This is a genomic window from Microbacterium sp. STRO-1N (assembly GCF_057748015.1).
Window position 1 is genome coordinate 323,191 of record NZ_CM173234.1, and the last position, 16,974, is coordinate 340,164.

Annotated in this window: 18 protein-coding genes and 1 riboswitch; of the genes, 11 read left to right on the plus strand and 7 right to left on the minus strand. The window is 69.3% G+C overall.

Annotation, left to right across the window (positions count from 1 at the left end; all coding sequences use genetic code 11):
* Nucleotides 1-45: 45 nt before the first annotated feature.
* From AC3ANJ_RS01640 to AC3ANJ_RS01660, 5 genes are all read left to right on the plus strand, one after another.
* Nucleotides 46-900, plus strand: coding sequence for a Rossmann-like and DUF2520 domain-containing protein (locus tag AC3ANJ_RS01640; RefSeq protein ID WP_488317932.1), 855 nt, complete (start codon nt 46-48; stop codon nt 898-900).
* Entirely contained in the window at nt 897-1,763 is an 867-nt protein-coding gene (gene panC / locus AC3ANJ_RS01645; protein WP_488317933.1) for a pantoate--beta-alanine ligase, read from the plus strand. Before AC3ANJ_RS01640 ends, panC begins: the two co-directional genes overlap by 4 nt.
* Entirely contained in the window at nt 1,763-2,146 is a 384-nt protein-coding gene (panD, locus tag AC3ANJ_RS01650) for an aspartate 1-decarboxylase (RefSeq protein WP_488317934.1), read from the plus strand. Before panC ends, panD begins: the two co-directional genes overlap by 1 nt.
* Nucleotides 2,143-3,012 carry a 3-methyl-2-oxobutanoate hydroxymethyltransferase gene (gene panB / locus AC3ANJ_RS01655; RefSeq protein WP_488317935.1) on the plus strand — a complete coding sequence of 290 codons (870 nt, stop codon included), beginning with the start codon at nt 2,143-2,145 and terminating at the stop codon, nt 3,010-3,012. Before panD ends, panB begins: the two co-directional genes overlap by 4 nt.
* Nucleotides 3,013-3,212: 200 nt before the next feature.
* On the plus strand, nt 3,213-5,924 hold the full coding sequence (locus tag AC3ANJ_RS01660) for a right-handed parallel beta-helix repeat-containing protein (protein WP_488317936.1): 2,712 nt from the start codon (nt 3,213-3,215) through the stop codon (nt 5,922-5,924).
* A gap of 42 nt (nt 5,925-5,966) precedes the next feature.
* Here AC3ANJ_RS01660 and AC3ANJ_RS01665 read toward each other — a convergent pair whose 3' ends face one another.
* Together AC3ANJ_RS01665 and AC3ANJ_RS01670 are read right to left on the minus strand one after the other, a co-directional pair.
* Nucleotides 5,967-6,176, minus strand: a complete 210-nt coding sequence (locus AC3ANJ_RS01665; protein WP_488317937.1) for a helix-turn-helix domain-containing protein — start codon at nt 6,174-6,176, stop codon at nt 5,967-5,969.
* Nucleotides 6,176-6,661, minus strand: a complete 486-nt coding sequence (locus AC3ANJ_RS01670) for a DUF2975 domain-containing protein (RefSeq protein WP_488317938.1) — start codon at nt 6,659-6,661, stop codon at nt 6,176-6,178. Before AC3ANJ_RS01670 ends, AC3ANJ_RS01665 begins: the two co-directional genes overlap by 1 nt.
* 141 nt (nt 6,662-6,802) lie before the next feature.
* On the opposite strand from AC3ANJ_RS01670, the gene AC3ANJ_RS01675 reads away from it, so the two are divergent.
* Together AC3ANJ_RS01675 and AC3ANJ_RS01680 are read left to right on the plus strand one after the other, a co-directional pair.
* Nucleotides 6,803-7,366, plus strand: coding sequence for a PadR family transcriptional regulator (locus AC3ANJ_RS01675; protein WP_488317939.1), 564 nt, complete (start codon nt 6,803-6,805; stop codon nt 7,364-7,366).
* A gap of 11 nt (nt 7,367-7,377) precedes the next feature.
* On the plus strand, nt 7,378-9,138 hold the full coding sequence (locus AC3ANJ_RS01680; protein ID WP_488317940.1) for an ABC1 kinase family protein: 1,761 nt from the start codon (nt 7,378-7,380) through the stop codon (nt 9,136-9,138).
* Here AC3ANJ_RS01680 and AC3ANJ_RS01685 read toward each other — a convergent pair.
* Together AC3ANJ_RS01685 and AC3ANJ_RS01690 are read right to left on the minus strand one after the other, a co-directional pair.
* Nucleotides 9,135-9,377, minus strand: coding sequence for a hypothetical protein (locus AC3ANJ_RS01685; RefSeq protein WP_488317941.1), 243 nt, complete (start codon nt 9,375-9,377; stop codon nt 9,135-9,137). The two genes, AC3ANJ_RS01680 and AC3ANJ_RS01685, sit on opposite strands and share 4 nt — an antisense overlap.
* A gap of 12 nt (nt 9,378-9,389) precedes the next feature.
* A complete protein-coding gene (locus AC3ANJ_RS01690) occupies nt 9,390-10,958 on the minus strand; it encodes an SDR family oxidoreductase (protein ID WP_488317942.1) in 1,569 nt (522 codons plus the stop codon).
* A 99-nt stretch (nt 10,959-11,057) separates the two neighbouring features.
* Here AC3ANJ_RS01690 and AC3ANJ_RS01695 point away from each other — a divergent pair, with 99 nt between their 5' ends.
* On the plus strand, nt 11,058-12,266 hold the full coding sequence (locus AC3ANJ_RS01695) for an MFS transporter (protein WP_488317943.1): 1,209 nt from the start codon (nt 11,058-11,060) through the stop codon (nt 12,264-12,266).
* Nucleotides 12,267-12,403: 137 nt separating this feature from the next.
* Here the strand turns inward: AC3ANJ_RS01695 and AC3ANJ_RS01700 are convergent, their stop codons facing one another.
* Complete coding sequence (locus AC3ANJ_RS01700) at nt 12,404-13,066, minus strand: hypothetical protein (RefSeq protein ID WP_488317944.1); 663 nt, start codon at nt 13,064-13,066, stop codon at nt 12,404-12,406.
* Between the two features lie 72 nt (nt 13,067-13,138).
* On the opposite strand from AC3ANJ_RS01700, the gene AC3ANJ_RS01705 reads away from it, so the two are divergent.
* Nucleotides 13,139-13,504, plus strand: a complete 366-nt coding sequence (locus AC3ANJ_RS01705) for an ArsR/SmtB family transcription factor (RefSeq protein WP_488317945.1) — start codon at nt 13,139-13,141, stop codon at nt 13,502-13,504.
* 2 nt (nt 13,505-13,506) lie between these two features.
* Nucleotides 13,507-14,484 carry an SRPBCC family protein gene (locus AC3ANJ_RS01710; protein WP_488317946.1) on the plus strand — a complete coding sequence of 326 codons (978 nt, stop codon included), beginning with the start codon at nt 13,507-13,509 and terminating at the stop codon, nt 14,482-14,484.
* Nucleotides 14,485-14,566: 82 nt separating this feature from the next.
* Here AC3ANJ_RS01710 and AC3ANJ_RS01715 read toward each other — a convergent pair whose 3' ends face one another.
* Complete coding sequence (locus AC3ANJ_RS01715) at nt 14,567-14,956, minus strand: DoxX family protein (protein ID WP_488317947.1); 390 nt, start codon at nt 14,954-14,956, stop codon at nt 14,567-14,569.
* Nucleotides 14,957-15,031: 75 nt separating this feature from the next.
* On the opposite strand from AC3ANJ_RS01715, the gene AC3ANJ_RS01720 reads away from it, so the two are divergent.
* Nucleotides 15,032-16,075 carry a mechanosensitive ion channel family protein gene (locus AC3ANJ_RS01720; protein WP_488317948.1) on the plus strand — a complete coding sequence of 348 codons (1,044 nt, stop codon included), beginning with the start codon at nt 15,032-15,034 and terminating at the stop codon, nt 16,073-16,075.
* 35 nt (nt 16,076-16,110) lie between these two features.
* Nucleotides 16,111-16,218, plus strand: a riboswitch (TPP riboswitch).
* An 81-nt stretch (nt 16,219-16,299) separates the two neighbouring features.
* Here AC3ANJ_RS01720 and thiE read toward each other — a convergent pair.
* Nucleotides 16,300-16,944, minus strand: a complete 645-nt coding sequence (gene thiE, locus AC3ANJ_RS01725; RefSeq protein ID WP_488317949.1) for a thiamine phosphate synthase — start codon at nt 16,942-16,944, stop codon at nt 16,300-16,302.
* Between the last annotated feature and the right edge of the window lie 30 nt (nt 16,945-16,974).

Here is a 16,974-nt window from a genome sequence, read left to right on the forward strand (position 1 = left end):
ATAATTTCGGCATCCGCGCCGCCCGTTCCCGGCCGGAGAATCGACATGGAATCCCCCTTTCCCGCACCACGCGCGACCATCGCCGTCCTCGGCGCTGGCCGCCTCGGCACCATGCTCGCCGGTTCTCTTCGGGCCGCTGGATTCGACGTCCGCGGACCTCTCGATCGGCACGATGACATCCCTGATGTCGACATCGCGATCATCTGTGTCCCGGATGCCGCAATCCCCGAGGCCGCCGGCCGCGTCCGCCCGCACGCACTCGTCGGTCACGTCTCCGGCGCCACCGGACTGGACGACGTCGACTTCAGCATCCATCCGCTGCAGACCTTCACCGGTACGGAGGATCCCCACGTCTTCGACGGCATCGGCGCCGCCATCGCCGGACGGACGTCCGAGGCTCTCGCGACGGCCGATGAACTCGCCCGCGCCCTCGGCGCGCACCCTTTCGAGATCGACGATGCGCACCGGGCGAGCTATCACGCTGCGGCATCCTTCGCGTCGAACTACCTGCTCACCCTGCTGGATGCCGCAGAGCTCCTCGCTCGGTCCGCCGGCGTCTCCGATGCCCGCGACCTGCTCGCTCCGCTCGTGCGGCAGAGCGTGGACAACTGGCAGGCCAGGGGAGCGCGTGCCGCACTGACAGGACCCATCGTCCGCGGCGACGTCGCGACGGTGGAGCGGCAGCGGGATGCCGCGGAACGTGAGAACCTCGACACGCTGTTCGACGCACTCGCGGAGGCGACGGAGGAGATCGTGCGTGCGGGCGATGCCTCGGGTGACGGCGTTTCGACTCGGTCGTTGCGCTCCCTCGCTCAACGAGCGGAAAAGGCGGGCTCCCTCGCTCAACGAACGAATGACGGCGCTCAACGAGCGAGTAGTTCGACGGAGGAGGCCCCATGAAGATCCTCCGCACGATCGCCGAGGTCCGCGACGCCGTCGCCGCCGCCCGCACGAGCAACCAGACCGTCGGCCTCGTCCCCACGATGGGTGCCTTCCATGAGGGCCACCTCTCCCTCATGCGCGAAGCCCGGAAGAGCAACGACCTCGTCGTCGTCTCGCTCTTCGTCAACCCGACGCAGTTCGCGGCGAACGAGGACCTCAGCGCCTATCCGCGTGACGAAGCCCGCGACGCGGCGCTCGCCGAAGCCGAAGGCGTCGACCTCCTCTTCGCCCCGGAACCGGGCGAGATCTATCCGGACGGCTTCGCCACCACGGTCCACGTCGCCGGAGTCACCGAGGTGCTGGACGGCGCGAGCCGCGGCATCCACCACTTCGACGGTGTCGCGACCGTCGTCGCGAAGCTGCTCGGCATCGTCCGGCCCGACATCGCCTACTTCGGACAGAAGGATGCCCAGCAGGTGCTCGTCGTCCGCCGGGTCGTGCGCGACCTGAACCTCGACGTGCGCATCGAAGCCTGCCCGATCGTGCGCGAACCCGACGGACTCGCGATGAGCTCGCGCAACGTCTACCTCGACCCGGATGCCCGCGCGCAGGCGACAGCCCTCAGCCGTGCACTCGATGCCGCGCACGCCGCCCACGACGCCGGGGAGCGGGATGCCGCGGTGATCCGCGCTGCGGCCGCAGAGGTCCTCGAGGACGCCGACGTCTCCCCGGAGTACCTCGAACTCCGCGACGCCGAGACCCTCGAGCCGGTCGTGACCACCGAACGCGACACCCTGATCGCCGTCGCCGCCCGCGTGGGTGCGGCCCGACTGATCGACAACCACACCCTTCGTTCCGCTGAACCGAGAGGCGACGCCTGATGCGACGCACCATGCTGAAGTCGAAGATCCATCGCGCGACCATCACCGGCAGCGACCTGAATTACGTCGGATCCATCACGATCGACCCCGACCTGCTCGAGGCCGCCGACATCCTGCCGCACGAACAGGTGCATGTCGTCGACGTGAACAACGGCGCACGCTTCGTCACCTACACGCTGACAGGCGAGCGCGGATCCGGCGCCATCCAGGTCAACGGCGCCGCCGCGCGCCTCGTGCACGGCGGCGACACGATCATCGTCATCTCCTACGCCGAGTATTCGCGCAAGGACCTCGCGTCGTACGAACCGGTCGTCGTGCACGTCGATCGCTCCAACGCGATCGTCCGTGTCGACGACGCGGTCGGCGAGCTGGTGGCTCCGTGAGCGCGCATCCCGGCCCGGCGAAGCGCCTGACACTGAACGACCTGGCGGCCGCGAAGCATGCCGGCACGCCGATCGTCATGGTGACCGCCTACGACTTCCCCAGTGCGCAGATCGTCGAGGCTCCGGGTGTCGACGTCGTGCTCGTCGGCGACTCCGCCGCGATGACCGTGCTCGGCTACGACTCGACCGTGCCGGTCACGGTCGACGAGATGCTCATGCTCACCCGCGCGGTCCGTCGCGGTCTCGAGCGCCCGCTGCTGGTCGGCGATCTGCCGTTCGGTTCGTACGAGGCGTCGGATGCCGAGGCGATCGCCACCGCGCGCCGCTTCGTGAAGGAGGCCGGCGTCGACCTCGTCAAGATCGAGCGCGGAGGGACGTCGGTCGACCGCGCCCGTGCGCTGGTCTCGGCCGGGATTCCGGTCGTCGGACACGTCGGCCTCACCCCGCAGACCGCCGCGTCCCTCGGCGGCTACCGCGCGCAGGGCCGCTCGGCCGACGCCGCGCTCGCCGTCATCGAGGACGCCCTCGCGCTGCAGGATGCCGGATGCTCGATGCTCGTCGTCGAAGCCGTGCCCGCCGAGGTGACCGCTGCGCTCATGCCGCTGATCGAGATCCCGGTCATCGGGATCGGCGCCGGAGCGGACACGGACGGGCAGGTACTGGTGTTCCATGATCTGCTCGGCATCCACGGGGGAGCGGCGGCGCGGTTCGTGCGGCGATACGCCGACCTGCGCGGCTCTGCGATCGAGGGTGTCGCGGCCTACGCCGATGAGGTGCGCAGCGGGGCGTATCCGGCGCCGGAGCACACCTATGCCATGGCCGAGGGCGAGGCCGCGCGACTGTCGGAGATGCTCGCGGCGCGCTGACTCTGCCGAGATCAGGACAGTTGCCCCGGAACAGGACGTTTCTGTCTGTATCGTCCTGATCTGGGCCGAACGTCCTGATCTCGGACCACCAGGCGCCGCGGAAAACGCTTGACGAGGCATCCGGACGCCCTCTAGGCTCACCCTCAGAAAACGCTTTCTCACGCCGTGAGCCGGCGCCGGAATCTCGATGAGGAGATGCCTTGCCCCTGAAAGCCCCGCGCCTTCGCGCGATCACCGCCGTATTCGTCGCCACCGCCCTCGTGTTCTCCGGCGCGACCGCGGCAGCATCCGCAGCTGCCGCAGCCGGCCCCGCACCCGTGGCTGCCTCGGCGCCAGACCCGTTGCGCTGGCAGAGCGCCGTGATCGGATCCGGCGCCGGCACCGGCGGATCGATCACCGACAACGGCGACGGCACGATCACGTTCGACGCGAAGACGAGCGGCACCAAGATCGCCACCTCTGAGGACGGATTCCAGTACTTCTACACGGCGATCGACCCGGCATCCGAGAACTTCACGCTCAACGCGACCTTCCGCGTCGACGATGCATCCACGAAAGACAACCAGTCCGGCTTCGGCATCATCGCGGTCGACGATCTCGTCCCCGGCTCCTCCGCCGATCGGTATTTCAACTCCGCCGGCGCGATGATCACCCGGTACTCCACTCCGGTCGGCACCCAGGATGGAACCCCCGGCGCGCGCTTCGTGCGCGGATACACCGGTGCCACGAGCGACAACACCGCCGGCGCCCGCGACAGCAGTCATTCGGAGGCGTTCGACCCGACGTACCGGGCCGATGCCGCGGGCCCGAAGTTCACCACCGGTGACGTGTACGAGCTGACGCTGCGCAAATCGTACACCGGTTTCCACGCGATCTGGCACCAGGACGGGCAGCCCATCGAGGTCATCGAGTACGACCCGACCATGCTGCTCCAGCAGAACCCGGACGAGTTCTACGTCGGGATGGCCGTCGCCCGCAAGATCGTCGTGACCGTCACAGAGTGGGACTTCACGACGATCGCCCCCGCAGACGACGACCCAGCGCAGGAACGGCCGATCACCTATATCCCCACGAGCCTGAAGGTCGACGTCACGGCGACGACCCCCGAGCGCGAGATCGCCCTGCCGCTCGTGGCCGACTTCCACGGCACGGGTCAGGTTCTGGATGCCGCTGGCACCGTCCTCGTCGACGGACTGCCCCTCGCGCCCGGCGAACAGACCCTCGCGACCGTCGCCCTGAAGCCCGGCGAGAACCGCTTCACCGCGCGGGCGACGCCCGGCCCGGATCAGCCGCAGCTCGGGGAGTACGAGCAGCTCGAATCCACCGACCCGGTCGACACCGAGGTCATCATCACGGTGAAGGAGTACGGCCTCCCAGGTCAGTCGATCCGCGTCGCGCCGAACGGTACGGCGGATGGCGCTGGCACAGCGGAGAAGCCGCTCGACATCTACACCGCGGTCGCATTCGCGCAGCCGGGTCAGCAGATCGTCCTCGCGGACGGCACGTACGCTCTCCCTCGCCGTATCGAGATCGACCGCGGTCGCAGCGGTACCGCGGAGCAGCCCATCACGCTGATGTCCGAACCCGGCGGTCGCGCCGTGCTCGACCTGCAGGACTCCCCGGATGGCGGGCTCGTGCTCCGCGGCGACTGGTGGCACGTGCACGACCTCGAGATCACCGGGTCGCGCGACAAGGCCAAGCCGATGCTCATCGAGGGTCACCACAATGTCATCGAGCGCGTCGAGTCGCATCACAACGCGGACTCCGGCATCCAGATCTCCGGGTCCTCCGCCGAGAAGCCCGCCTTGTGGCCGTCGCACAACCTCGTGCTGTCATCCGAGTCGCACCACAACGCCGACCCTGGGGGCAACGACGCGGACGGCTTCGGCGTCAAGCTCACCGTCGGCGAGGGCAACGTGCTGCGCTACAACATCGCGCACCACAACATCGACGACGGCTGGGACCTGTACGCGAAGTCGACGACCGGCCCGATCGGCACCGTGATCGTCGAGGATTCGGTCGCCTACTCGAACGGCTTCCTGAGCGAGAACCCGACCCTGCGCGGCGAGGGCAACGGCTTCAAGCTCGGCGGTGAGTCGATCCCGGGTGATCACCTGCTGCGCAACTCGATCAGCTTCGGCAACCTCGGCACGGGCGCGACGTCGAACTCCGGGCCGGACGTCCGGCTGCAGGGAGTGACCTCGGTCGGCAACGAGCGGGGTGTGCGACTCGAGACGAATGCCAAGACCACGGCGTACGAGGCATCCGGCGTCGTCTCGTGGCAGAACCCGCAGGCCGACGTGCTCGGCCTCAAGCAGGCCGACACCTCGCTGCTGACGGCCGCGTCGAACTACTTCGACGGCGCCACGGCGGATGCTTCGGACGGGCGTCCCGCCCAGGTGAGTGCAGACTGGTTCGTCTCGACCGACACGACGATCCTGCCGCGGATCGCCGAGGACGGATCGATCGACATGGGACGCCTGTTCGAACTGACGGATACCGCCCCGGCCGATGCGGGCGCGCGGTTGACCGCGAATCCTTCGCCGACCATCATCACCCTGCTCCCGACCGTCACGGGTGAGCCCGGTCCGGATGCCTGGTACCCGAGCGGTGTCTACGACGACGGCGATCTCGTGCAGCACCAGGGCGTCGTGTACGAGGCGAAGTGGTGGACGCGCGACTCCGAGCCGGGAGCCGTGGTCAAGCGCAGCCCGTGGGTCGAGGTCGGGCCGATCCAGGCGCGGCCCGCCGTCAGCCCGTGCGTCGCCGGATGGGATGCCGCGGCCGTCTACGACTCGGGTGACACCGTCTCGCACGGCGACATCACGTACCTCGCGCAGTGGTGGACCCGTGGCACTGAGCCCGGCGAGGACGTCCGCGGATCGTGGGCAGCGATCGGGGCCTGCGCCTAGGGGCGGCGCGCCTCGGCATCCGACTCGGGCTCGCGCGCGCTGCTACTCCTCCGGAACCCAGCGCAACAGGTCGCCCGGTTGACACTCGAGCACCTCGCACAGCGCATCCAGGGTCGTGAACCGCACCGCTTTGGCCCGGCCGTTCTTGAGCACGGCGAGATTCGTCGGCGTGATGCCGATCCGCTCGGCCAGCTCGCCGACGCCCATCTTGCGGCGTGCCAGCATGACGTCGATGTCGACGATCACGGGCATCAGATCACCTCGCCCAGCTCGGTTCGCAGCGCCTGTGCTTCGTCCTCCCTGGCGATCGCCTGACGCAGCAGCGCCTTCATGACGACGACGAGCAGCGCGATCCCGCCGAGAACCAGCGCCGCTCCGCAGATCAGGCCGACCAGGCCGGGCGCCATCGACCCCGGTGCCAGCAGGATCGCCAGTGCCAGTGCGAGCACAGCGGCGACCGCGAACGACGCGACGATCGCATTCACCCATCCGAACGAGGATGCCGAGAAGATCGATCCGCGCCGCACCTTCGTCAGCAGCATCCAGACCGACACGGCGAAGACCTGCATCGTCAGGATGCCGAGCACGGCGATGCACACGAAGGCGATGCGCCCCCAGAGCTCCTCGCCGGCCAGGTCGAGCCACAACGCCGGCACGATGAGCGCCTGCACCGCCACGGATCCCAGCAGTGCCAGGGCGATCACGACCTTCAGCACCACGATGGTCACGTTTCCCATGGTTCCGCCCTCTCATCGAAGAACAATAGGAATCTATCGTTAATCGTTCGATCTGGGAAGTGCCTGCGAACCGGGGCTTCCCCTTTCGGCAGCGTGATTAACGATATATCGTTGACTATCGCTCACCTACGAGGAGGCATCATGAACGGTTCATTCCCCACCGGCGGTTTCGGCTTCGGTCCCAACGGCCCCGGAGCGTCGATCTTCGACGCGTTCGAGCAGTTCCGGCAGACCTTCGAGCAGCAGCGCCCGGGTGGCGCGTCGCGCATGGCACGGGGCGACGTTCGCGCCGCCGTCATCGCTCTGCTCGCCGAGCAGCCCATGCACGGCTACCAGATCATCAGCGAGATCTCCGACCGCACCGGCGGCGCCTGGAAGCCCAGCGCCGGATCGGTCTACCCGACCCTGCAGCTGCTCGCCGACGAGGGCCTCATCACCGCCGAGGAGCAGAGCGGTCGCAAGACCTACTCGCTCACCGAGGCGGGAATCGCCGAGTCGGAGGCGGCCGCTGACAAGCCCGCCCCGTGGGAGGCCTTCGCCGGACGCACCGCCGCGAACCTCACCGCGCTGCCCAAGGCCGGCATGGAGCTCGCCGGCGTCGCCGCCCAGGTCGCCCGCACCGGGACTCCCGACCAGGTCCAGAAGGCGGTGGACGTCCTCGACGATGCACGACGTAAGCTGTACGCGATCCTCGCCGACAGCTGATCGGAGCGCGCATGGATTCGACGTCGGATGCCGTGGGCGAGAGCGTATCGGCGCAGGCGCCTGCGCCTGCGGCGCCGTTCGCGGAGGAGGCCGAGCAGGGGGTGCCGGAGCACCGCGCCCGCTATCGCCGCATCGTCGGCTTCGCGGCCCGCGAGTTCCTGATCGTCTGGTGGAACGAGCTCGTCCTCCCGCGCTTCGGCCTCGCTTCGCGCGCGGAACGTTCGCGTGCGGCCCGGATGCAGCGCTTCGCCCGCCGTTTCCACGCGCTCGCGGTCGAGCTCGGCGGACTCATGATCAAGGTCGGACAGTTCATGTCGTCGCGCCTCGACGTCCTGCCGCCCGAGATCACCGCTGAGCTCGAAGGGCTTCAGGACGAGGTCCCCGCGGTCGCGTTCGCCGACATCCGCGCACTCGCCGAGGCCGAGCTGGGCGTGCCGCTGACCCGCGCCTACGCCTGGTTCGATGAGGTGCCGCTCGCCGCGGCATCCCTCGGCCAGGCGCATCGTGCCCGTCTGTCGGATCAGGATGCCGAAGACACCGGGCTGCACGACGTCGTCGTCAAGGTGCAGCGCCCGGGCATCGACGGGATCGTCGCGACCGACCTCGCCGCGCTGCGGCGGGTCGCGCGCTGGGCGAGCCGCGTCCGGCTGGTCTCGAACCGTGTCGACGCGCCGGCGCTCGTCGAGGAGTTCGCCCAGACCTGCCGCGAGGAGATCGACTACCTGCACGAGGCCGCCGGCGCCGAACGGTTCGCGGCGGACTTCGCCGCTGACCCGCGCGTCTCCGCCCCGGAGGTCGTCTGGGAGCGCAGCACCCGCCGCGTGCTCACGCTGTCGGATGTCACGGCGATCAAGATCAACGACACGGTGGCGCTGCGCGCCGCGGGGATCGACCCGACCGATGTCGCGAACGTGTTCGCCGACGTCATGCTCGATCAGGTCTTCACGCACGGGTTCGTGCATGCGGATCCGCACCCCGGGAACATCTTCGTGACGCCACTGCCCTCGGATGCCGACGGCTTGGCGTGGCGCCTCACGTTCGTCGACTTCGGGATGATGACGTCCGTTCCCGACAGCCTGCGCGCCGGTCTCCGCACACTCGTGATCGCCGTCGCCGGTCGCGACAGCAAGGGCCTCGTCGCCGCAGCACAGGAGATCGGCGTGCTGCTGCCGTCCGCCGACACGCGAGAACTGGAACGGGCGCTGACCGTCCTGTTCGCCCGCTTCGGCGGCATGGGCTTCGCCGAGCTGCGCCATGTCGACCCGAGCGAATTCACCGGCTTCGCGACGGAGTTCACCGACACCGTGCGAGAGCTCCCGGTGCAGCTGCCCGAGAACCTGCTGCTACTCATCCGCGCCGTCTCGCTGACATCGGGGCTGTGCAGTGCGCTCGACCCTGCTTTCAACATCTGGGATCCGGTCGAGCCCTACGCGGCGAAGCTGCTCCAGGACGAGGGAGGCAACCTCGTGCAGGACTTCAGTCGCCAGGCGGCGGCGAATGCCGGCATCCTGTGGCGACTGCCGAAGCGGCTCGACGACGTCATCTCCCGCGCCGACAGCGGCACTCTGTCGTTCGACACGTCCCGGCTCGAGCGGCGCCTCGACGTCCTCGTCGGCATCGGCAGGCGCGTCATCTCCGCCGTGCTGTTCATGGCCCTGGTGGTCGGCGGTGCACTGATGCTGGCGACCGCGCCGGTGTTCGGCTGGATCCTGATCGGGGTCTCGGCGCTGCCGCTGCTGCACGCGCTGTTCGGCGGGCGGCGGCGGACCTAGCCGCGGTCGATGTCTGCGGTCGGGGCGTCTCCACTGGTCGACGCCTGCACGCGCACCTTCTCTCGCAGTTCGACCGGCGGCCAGACCACGAGCAGGAAAACCGCGATCGGACCGAGGATCAGCGTCGAGAAGAACCAGTTCCACGCCGATCGGTTGCGCGTGCGCGCATAGCCTGCGGAGAGCAGCGCCATGCTGAACCACAGCGAGGTCACGGTCACGGAGAGTGCGGGATCCGGCATGCCCGAACGCTATCAGTCGGGAGCTGGCTCGGCCTCCGCCTTCGCGCCCTCCGCCGCACCCGTGATCCGGGCAGCCATACCGGCGAAGATCGATCCGTGGAACGGCAGGACGGCGAACCAGTACAGCCGCCCGGTCAGCCCGCGCGGGAAGAAGATCGCCCGCTGTTCGTAGCGGGCGCCCTCGGCATCCGGCACCGCCCGCAGCTCCAGCCAGGCGGATCCGGGGACCTTCATCTCGGCGCGCAGCCGCAGCAGGCCGCCGGTCTCGGCATCCGGCTCCTCGACCGCCTCGACCCGCCAGAAGTCGATCGCGTCCCCGATCCGCGCGCGGCTGCGGCTGCGGCGTCCGCGACGCAGACCGACCCCGCCCATCAGCCGGTCCATCCAGCCGCGCACGGCCCAGAGGAACGGTGACGAATACCAGCCGTTCTCGCCGCCGATGCCGACGATCACGCGCCACAGCTGGTCCACCGACGCCTTCGTCTGCAGGGTGCGCTGATCGGTGAACACGGTGCGGCCGGCCCAATCCGGGTCACTGGGCAGCGGGTCGCTCGGGGCTCCGGAGATCTCGGCATCCTGCCAGCTCGTCTCGACGCTGTCGGCGTCGACGCGTCCGAGCGCGAGGCGGACCGCCGTCCGATACGGGGTGAGGCCGCCGTCCGGCGGCGGGATGAGCGCGTCGATGTCGTCGTTCTTGACGACGCACTCGTTCTGCAGGGAGGCGACGAGGGGACGCGCGATCGAACGGGGCACCGGTGTGACGAGGTTCACCCAGTGCGATGCCAGCTCGGGCGTCAGCACGGGGAGTGCGGCGATGCCGCGCTGGGGAAGCCCGGCCTCGACGGCGTACCCGTTCATCATCTGCCCGTACCGCAGCACGTCCGGGCCGCCGATGTCCACCGTGCGATTCACCTCGTCGCTGACGTGCGCTGCACCCAGCAGATAGTGCAGGACGTCGCGGATCGCGATCGGTTGGATGCGGTTGCGCACCCACTTCGGCGCCGGCATGTAAGGCAGCACCTCGGTCAGGTGCCGGATCATCTCGAATGACGCCGAACCGGACCCGATGACGACACCCGCCTGCAGCACGAGCGTCGGCACCCCTGAGTCGAGGAGGATCTCGCCGACCTCGACGCGGGAGCGCAGGTGTGGCGAAAGCTTCACGTCGTCCGGATGCAGACCGCCGAGATACACGATCCGGCGGTCTCCGGCATCCTTCGCTGCCTGCGCGATCGTCGTCGCGGCGCGCTGGTCGGCGTCCTCGAAACCCTTCCCGGCACCCATCGAGTGGATGAGGTAGTAGACGACGTCTATGTCGTCCATGGCGGTGCGCACGGCATCCGTCTCGTCTGCAGAGCCCTCGACGATCTCGCACTCCGACCCCCAGGGGAAGGACGCGGCGCGGGCGGCATCCCTCGCGAGCACCCGCACCCGGTAGCCGGCGTTCAGCAGGCGGGGAGTCAGGCGCCCGCCGATGTACCCCGTCGCGCCGAGCACGAGCGCCCGAGGAGCGCTGCCGTCCTCGCGGGGGAGGGCGCGCAAGGCGCTCTCGCGGCCGGTGGGCTGAGTGAGCTCGGTCATGTCCCGAGCGTAGGCGGCGGGTGGCGCGACGGCGAAGCGGTTGCGCTCGAGGGGGAACTGTGAATTCTGTGGTGCGCCGTCACGTGTACGCTTGTACGCATGACTTCCGCGCCCCGCCCGGACCTCGCGACTCGGCGTGCCCGCATCGCGGTCTCTGCGCTGTTCCTCACCAACGGCGCCCTGTTCGCGAACATCCTGCCGCGCTACCCCGAGATCAAGGCCGCGCTCGAGCTCGACAACATCGCGTACGGTGTCTCGGTCGCAGCCTTTCCCGCCGGCGCGATCGTCGCCGGTCTCGCGGCCGCGGTCCTGATCCGGCGGATCGGTTCGGCGCGGGTCGCCGTGGTCGGCACGGTGCTCACCGGCCTCGGACTGCTGTTCGCGGCCTTCGCGCCATCGGCGGTGCTGTTCGCCCTGGCCCTCTTCCTCGGCGGGGCGTCGGATGCCATCACGGACGTCGCGCAGAACGCGCACGGCCTTCGCGTGCAGAAGCGCTACGGCCGCTCGATCATCAACTCCTTCCACGCGATCTGGTCGATCGGTGCGGTCCTCGGCGGCGCGATGGCTGCGGGTGCGATCGCCCTGCACATCCCGGTCGGCATCCATCTGTCGATCTCGACGGCCCTGTTCGCGATCGTCGCCCTCGTCGCTCTGAGGTTCTGCCTCCCCGGCCGTGACGAGGAGACGACCGAGGATGCCGTCGCCGACGTGCCGGAGATCCAGGGCGCCGTGCGCCGCGGCGTCAGCCCGCGTACGATCTGGATGCTCGTCGCCCTCACGCTGATCGCGATGGCCGGCGCCGTCGCGGAGGACGCGGGCAACACGTGGGCCACGCTCTATCTGTCCGAATCGCTCGGGGCACCCGCCGCGATCGCCTCGCTGGGCTTCATCGCGCTCGTGGGTGCGCAGTTCATCGGGCGGCTCCTCGGCGATGGACTGGTCGACCGCTTCGGCCAGCGTGCCGTCGCGAGGGTCGGCGGTCTCATCGCCGCGGTCGGCATGGGCTTCGCCCTGGCCTTCCCGAGCGTGCCGGGGACGATCGCCGGATTCGCCGCCGTCGGATTCGGCATCGCGACGCTCATCCCGGCCGCAATGCACGCTGCCGACGAACTGCCGGGGCTGCGGCACGGTGCCGGACTGACGGTGGTGTCGTGGCTGCTGCGGCTCGGATTCCTGTTGTCACCGCCGTTCGTCGGCTTCATCGCCGAGACGTTCAGTCTGCAGGCGGGGCTCCTGGTCGCCCCGATCGCGGGGCTCGTCGCGTTCGCGCTCGCCGGTGTGCTGGAGAAGCGGCCCGCGCGCGGCTGAACGCGGGGACGGATGTCGGGAGAATTCTCGGATGTCGGGAGATTCGGGCCTGTTTCGCCCGGCATACGGGCGTCGTCCTGACATCTGTCCCGGATGCCGAATGCCGGGCCGTGGGGAGGCAACCGCCACCGGGTGGATCAGCTCCGCGCGTCGGCCGCGGCGAGGTCGGCCCGCATCGCCTCGCGATCCGCGGCGTCCCACGGACCGGAGGCGGCCAGCGGGATCTCGGTCATGAAGCGCCGCTGGTCCTCCGGGATGCGGGCGACGACGGCATCCGGATCCGAACCGGCCGTCGCGTAGAGCGCCGGGCCGTCGGCGTAGAACGGGTCGGTCAGGACGAGCCGGCCGTCCGATCCGCGCACGACGTTCGACGGGTTCTCGTCGATCGGCCCGCACCACGGCAGCTCGGCGAGGGCGCGCGCATGGATCTCCCGCAGGATGCCGGTGAGCTCGGCGACGCTCTCGTCCTCGTCCGCGATGAGGCGGTGAAGCCCGGCGGCGTCGGCGGGGTCGACGGGGTGCAGGCGCTCCATGAGCATGAGGTCTCCGCCGCCGATGAGCCGGTGGTGCGCGAACAGCCGCGGCACGAGCAGGGTGTGCTCGGCGCGACGGTAGAGCTCGGCGGTGTACGGCCCGGTCGGATCGAACGGGCTGATGCGTGCGACCGTCCGGCCATCCGGTGAGAGCAGCGCGATCGCCCAGTCTCCGGCGCCGATCCGTGACCATCCGGCGGCGGTGAAGAAGTGCTCGACGTCACGGTGGTCGACGTTCGGTGCGAACGACGGGATCTTCGGGGTCATCGATCCAGTCTCCAACACGTCCGACAAGAAACCTCTTGACACGGCATCCGCTCTGCCATAACGTACAACCAAATGGTTGCACAAACAGAACTGAGCGAAGCGGAGATCGACCGTGTGTTCCACGCACTGGCGACGTCGACGCGACGTGACATCCTGCGCAGGACGATCCAGCAGGAGCAGTCCGTCTCGGCACTCGCCGCCGAATACGAGATGTCGTTCGCGGCCGTCCAGAAGCATGTCGCCGTGCTCGAGGCCGCGCATCTCATCGTCAAGCGCGCCGAAGGACGCGAGCGGCTCGTCCGTGCCGACCCCGCGATGATCGCCCGTGCCAGGGTGCTCCTCGCCCGATACGAAGAACTCTGGCGGGCGCGCGTCGCCCGCCTCGACGACCTGCTGGCCGAGCCGGCATCCGACACTGCACCAACCGAAGGAGATTGATCATGCCCGTCACCGACGTCATCACCGACGCAGACAACCTGACCATGACCGTGATCGCGGACTTCGCCGCCCCGGTCGAACGCCTCTGGGACGCCTACAGCGACCCGCGTCAGCTCGAGCGCTTCTGGGGTCCCCCAGGATGGCCGGCGACCTTCACCGCCTGGGACCACACGGTCGGCGGGCGCGCGCACTACCGGATGAACGGCCCGCACGGCGAGACGCCGGCCGGCCTGTGGGAGTTCCTCGCGATCGAGGAGCCGCACCGTTTCGAGGTGCTGGACAGCTTCGCGGACGAGAACGGCGCGCCGGTCGAAGAGCCGCCCGCGACACGGATGACCTTCGAGTTCACGCCGACCGACGACGGCACCCGGATGGTGACCACGAGCCACTTCCCCTCGGCCGAGGCGCTCGAGCAGCTCGTCGGAATGGGCATGGTCGAGGGTCTGAAGCTGGCGATGTCGCAGCTGGACGTCGTGCTGCAGGACCTCCGCGAGTATGCACAGGGCAAGGGCACGCAGGTCGAGCTGCTCGACGACACGCACGTCCGCATCACGCGGCTCGTCAACGGCCCGCGCGAGCTCGTCTGGCGCGCGTACCACGACCCGGAGCTGGTCGAGCAGTGGATGCTGGGCCCCGGCGGCTGGGAGATGACGGAGAACGTCATCGCCACCGAGGTCGGCGCCTCCTATCGGATGTCGTGGGCTCCGGTCGGCGACACCGAGGGCGAACCGTTCGGCTTCGAGGGCGAGATGCTGGTGATCGACCCGCCGCGGCGCGAGGTCACGACCGAGCGGATGCAGGGCCAGACCACCGAGGTCCTCAACGATCTCAACCTCTACGAGGAGGACGGTGCCACCCTGATCACGGTGTTCATCGAGTACCCCGACAAGGACACCCGCGACATGATCCTCGCCACCGGCATGGCCGACGGCATGGAGGCGTCGTACGCGCGACTGGAGAGCACGCTGCTCACCGTCTGACCTGCACGGATCAGTGATCGGTCGTCCCCTGCGCGGGGCGACCGATCGCTGCGTCCGCGGCCGTCGGACTGCCGGCCCACGGTCAGTCGCGGGGTGACCGGGTCGACCAGAGCGCGAGGACGACGAGCACCGGCTGGAAGAACAGCCGCACGAACCGCTTCATGTCGGTATCGAGACCGAACCCGTCTCGGTGATGCATCCACTGGGCCACGTTCCCGGGGAAGACCGCGATGAAGAAGAGCGCCGCGATGGTGCCGACGAGCCGGCGGCGCTGACGGGCCAGCAGCAGCGCGGCCCCCAGACCGACCTCCACGACACCGGACGCGACCACGGTCGTGTCCGGGTCGAGGGGAACGGATTCCGGCACCTGCGCCTGGAACTCGTCGCGGGCGAACGTGAGATGCGAGACGCCCGCAAAGACGAGCGCGGATCCGAGGAAAAGGCGGCCGATGGTCCGCGCGGGAGACGACATGATGCGAGTGTACGCGCCGGCCACGCCGCGTCGACGGGCTCGCATCGCGCACCCGCACCGACGTACGGTGAACCGATGATCGATTGGACCTCCTGGACCGGAACAGCCATCGCCATCGTCATCGCTCTGCTCGCCGCCGTCGCCGCAGTGGTCGCCCTGCGCCTCATCGCGATTATCGTGAGCCGCAAAGTGCCCTGGGTCGCCGACCTGGATCGCCGCGTCCGCCGCGCGTGGGCCGCAGTCAGCACGGTCGTCGCCCTCTGGATCGCCTGCGCGATCACTCAGCCGGTGGGGGAGCAGTGGTGGCCGGGATTGTCCCGGCTCTTCCTGATCCTCACGATCCTCTTCGGTGCCTGGCTGATCGCCGCCCTCGTGTCGTTCGGCTTCGAGCGCCTGCTTCTGCGCAACGACACCACGCTCGTCGGGGCCGACATGCGCCGTCGTCGCACCCAGGTCATCGTGATCCACCGGCTCGTGCTGGTGTTCATCGGCGTCGCCGCCGTCGGCACCGCCCTGTTCACATTCCCCGAATTGCGCGTCGTCGGCACCAGCCTGCTCGCGTCGGCCGGTATCGTCAGCATCATCGCCGGCCTCGCTGCTCAGTCGATCTTCGGGAACCTCATCGCCGGCATCCAGATCGCCTTCACCGACGCGATCCGCGTCGGAGACGTTGTCGTTGTCGAAGGCGAGTGGGGCAGGATCGGCGAGATCAACCTGTCGTACGTCGTCGTCTACATCTGGGACGAGCGCCGGCTCGTCGTGCCCTGCAGCTACTTCACGACCACCCCGATCGAGACCTGGACGCGCCACTCGGACAAGATCCTCGGGACGGTCTACCTGGAACTGGACTGGCGAGTGCCGATGGATGCTGTGCGCGAGAAGTTCCTCGAGATCGTCGAAGCGTCGCCGGCGTGGGATCGTCGCTCGGCCGGCGCGGTCGTCACAGACGCCGTCGGCGGCAACGTCACGGTGCGGTTCGTGATGTCGGCGAAGGACTCGTCGGACCAGTGGGATCTGCGATGCGAGGTGCGCGAGCGGCTGATGACCTGGCTGCAGCAGGAGCACCCGGAGGCGCTGCCGCGGACGCGCGTCGTCGTCGACGAGCCGGCGACCGCGTAGGGCGACAGCCGACGGGGACGGCTCTGCTAGCATCGTCCCGACCACACGGGTGCCCGAGCACGGGCTGAGATCTGGCTGATGCTGCCTGCGACCGTCGAACCTGTCCGGGTAATGCCGGCGTAGGAAGTAGGACTCTTGTGAGCACCCCCATCGGCGTGCGCGCTCTCGCGCACTATCACGACGAAGAACACGGCCCTGCATCGCTGCGCGGCTGACGGCCGATGTCAGGCGAGTTCGGGCAGCCGCCCGCGCAGCCGTCGCGCTGCGTCGGCGGGGTCGTCCGCCTCGGTGATGGCGCGGACGACCACGATCCGGTGCGCCCCGGCATCCGCGACCTCGTCGACCGTACGGTGATCGATCCCGCCGATCGCGAACCACGGGAGCACGGCGCCGTCGCGGACATCGGCCTCCGCCGCCGCGCGCACGAGCTCGAGACCGACGCCGGGGCGCCCCGGCTTGGTCGGCGTGGCCCACACCGGACCGACGCAGAAGTAGCCGAGATCGGTCTCGGCTCGCGCGGCATGCAGCTGGGCGGCGTCGTGGGTCGAGAGCCCGAGCGCGACACCGTCGCCGACGATCCGTCGCGCGTCAGGGCGCGGGAGGTCGCCCTGTCCGAGGTGCAGCACGGGGGATGCCGCGGTGGCGGCGATGTCGGCGCGATCGTTGACGGCCCAGAGCCGGTCGTGCCGTTCGGCGACCTCGCGCAGGATGCCCAGGAACTCCAGCTCCTCGGCCGCCTCGAGCCGCTTGTCGCGCAGCTGGATGACGTCGACCCCGCCCGAGAAGGCGGCGTCGACGAAGTCGGCGAAGTCTCCACGGTCGCGGCGGGCGTCGGTGCAGAGGTACAGCTGGGTGTTCGAGAGGATCACCCGGCGAGTGTATCCGCGCACGCGGATGTC

Excerpts from the sequence above, each read along its gene's own strand:
- AC3ANJ_RS01640 (WP_488317932.1), top strand. The coding sequence starts at position 46 with ATGGAATCCCCCTTTCCCGCACCACGCGCGACCATCGCCGTCCTCGGC.
- panC (WP_488317933.1), top strand. The coding sequence starts at position 897 with ATGAAGATCCTCCGCACGATCGCCGAGGTCCGCGACGCCGTCGCCGCC.
- panD (WP_488317934.1), top strand. The coding sequence starts at position 1,763 with ATGCGACGCACCATGCTGAAGTCGAAGATCCATCGCGCGACCATCACC.
- AC3ANJ_RS01665 (WP_488317937.1), bottom strand. The coding sequence starts at position 6,176 with ATGCCCGTGATCGTCGACATCGACGTCATGCTGGCACGCCGCAAGATG.
- AC3ANJ_RS01670 (WP_488317938.1), bottom strand. The coding sequence starts at position 6,661 with ATGGGAAACGTGACCATCGTGGTGCTGAAGGTCGTGATCGCCCTGGCA.
- AC3ANJ_RS01675 (WP_488317939.1), top strand. The coding sequence starts at position 6,803 with ATGAACGGTTCATTCCCCACCGGCGGTTTCGGCTTCGGTCCCAACGGC.
- AC3ANJ_RS01680 (WP_488317940.1), top strand. The coding sequence starts at position 7,378 with ATGGATTCGACGTCGGATGCCGTGGGCGAGAGCGTATCGGCGCAGGCG.
- AC3ANJ_RS01685 (WP_488317941.1), bottom strand. The coding sequence starts at position 9,377 with ATGCCGGATCCCGCACTCTCCGTGACCGTGACCTCGCTGTGGTTCAGC.
- AC3ANJ_RS01690 (WP_488317942.1), bottom strand. The coding sequence starts at position 10,958 with ATGACCGAGCTCACTCAGCCCACCGGCCGCGAGAGCGCCTTGCGCGCC.
- AC3ANJ_RS01695 (WP_488317943.1), top strand. The coding sequence starts at position 11,058 with ATGACTTCCGCGCCCCGCCCGGACCTCGCGACTCGGCGTGCCCGCATC.
- AC3ANJ_RS01700 (WP_488317944.1), bottom strand. The coding sequence starts at position 13,066 with ATGACCCCGAAGATCCCGTCGTTCGCACCGAACGTCGACCACCGTGAC.
- AC3ANJ_RS01705 (WP_488317945.1), top strand. The coding sequence starts at position 13,139 with ATGGTTGCACAAACAGAACTGAGCGAAGCGGAGATCGACCGTGTGTTC.
- AC3ANJ_RS01710 (WP_488317946.1), top strand. The coding sequence starts at position 13,507 with ATGCCCGTCACCGACGTCATCACCGACGCAGACAACCTGACCATGACC.
- AC3ANJ_RS01715 (WP_488317947.1), bottom strand. The coding sequence starts at position 14,956 with ATGTCGTCTCCCGCGCGGACCATCGGCCGCCTTTTCCTCGGATCCGCG.
- AC3ANJ_RS01720 (WP_488317948.1), top strand. The coding sequence starts at position 15,032 with ATGATCGATTGGACCTCCTGGACCGGAACAGCCATCGCCATCGTCATC.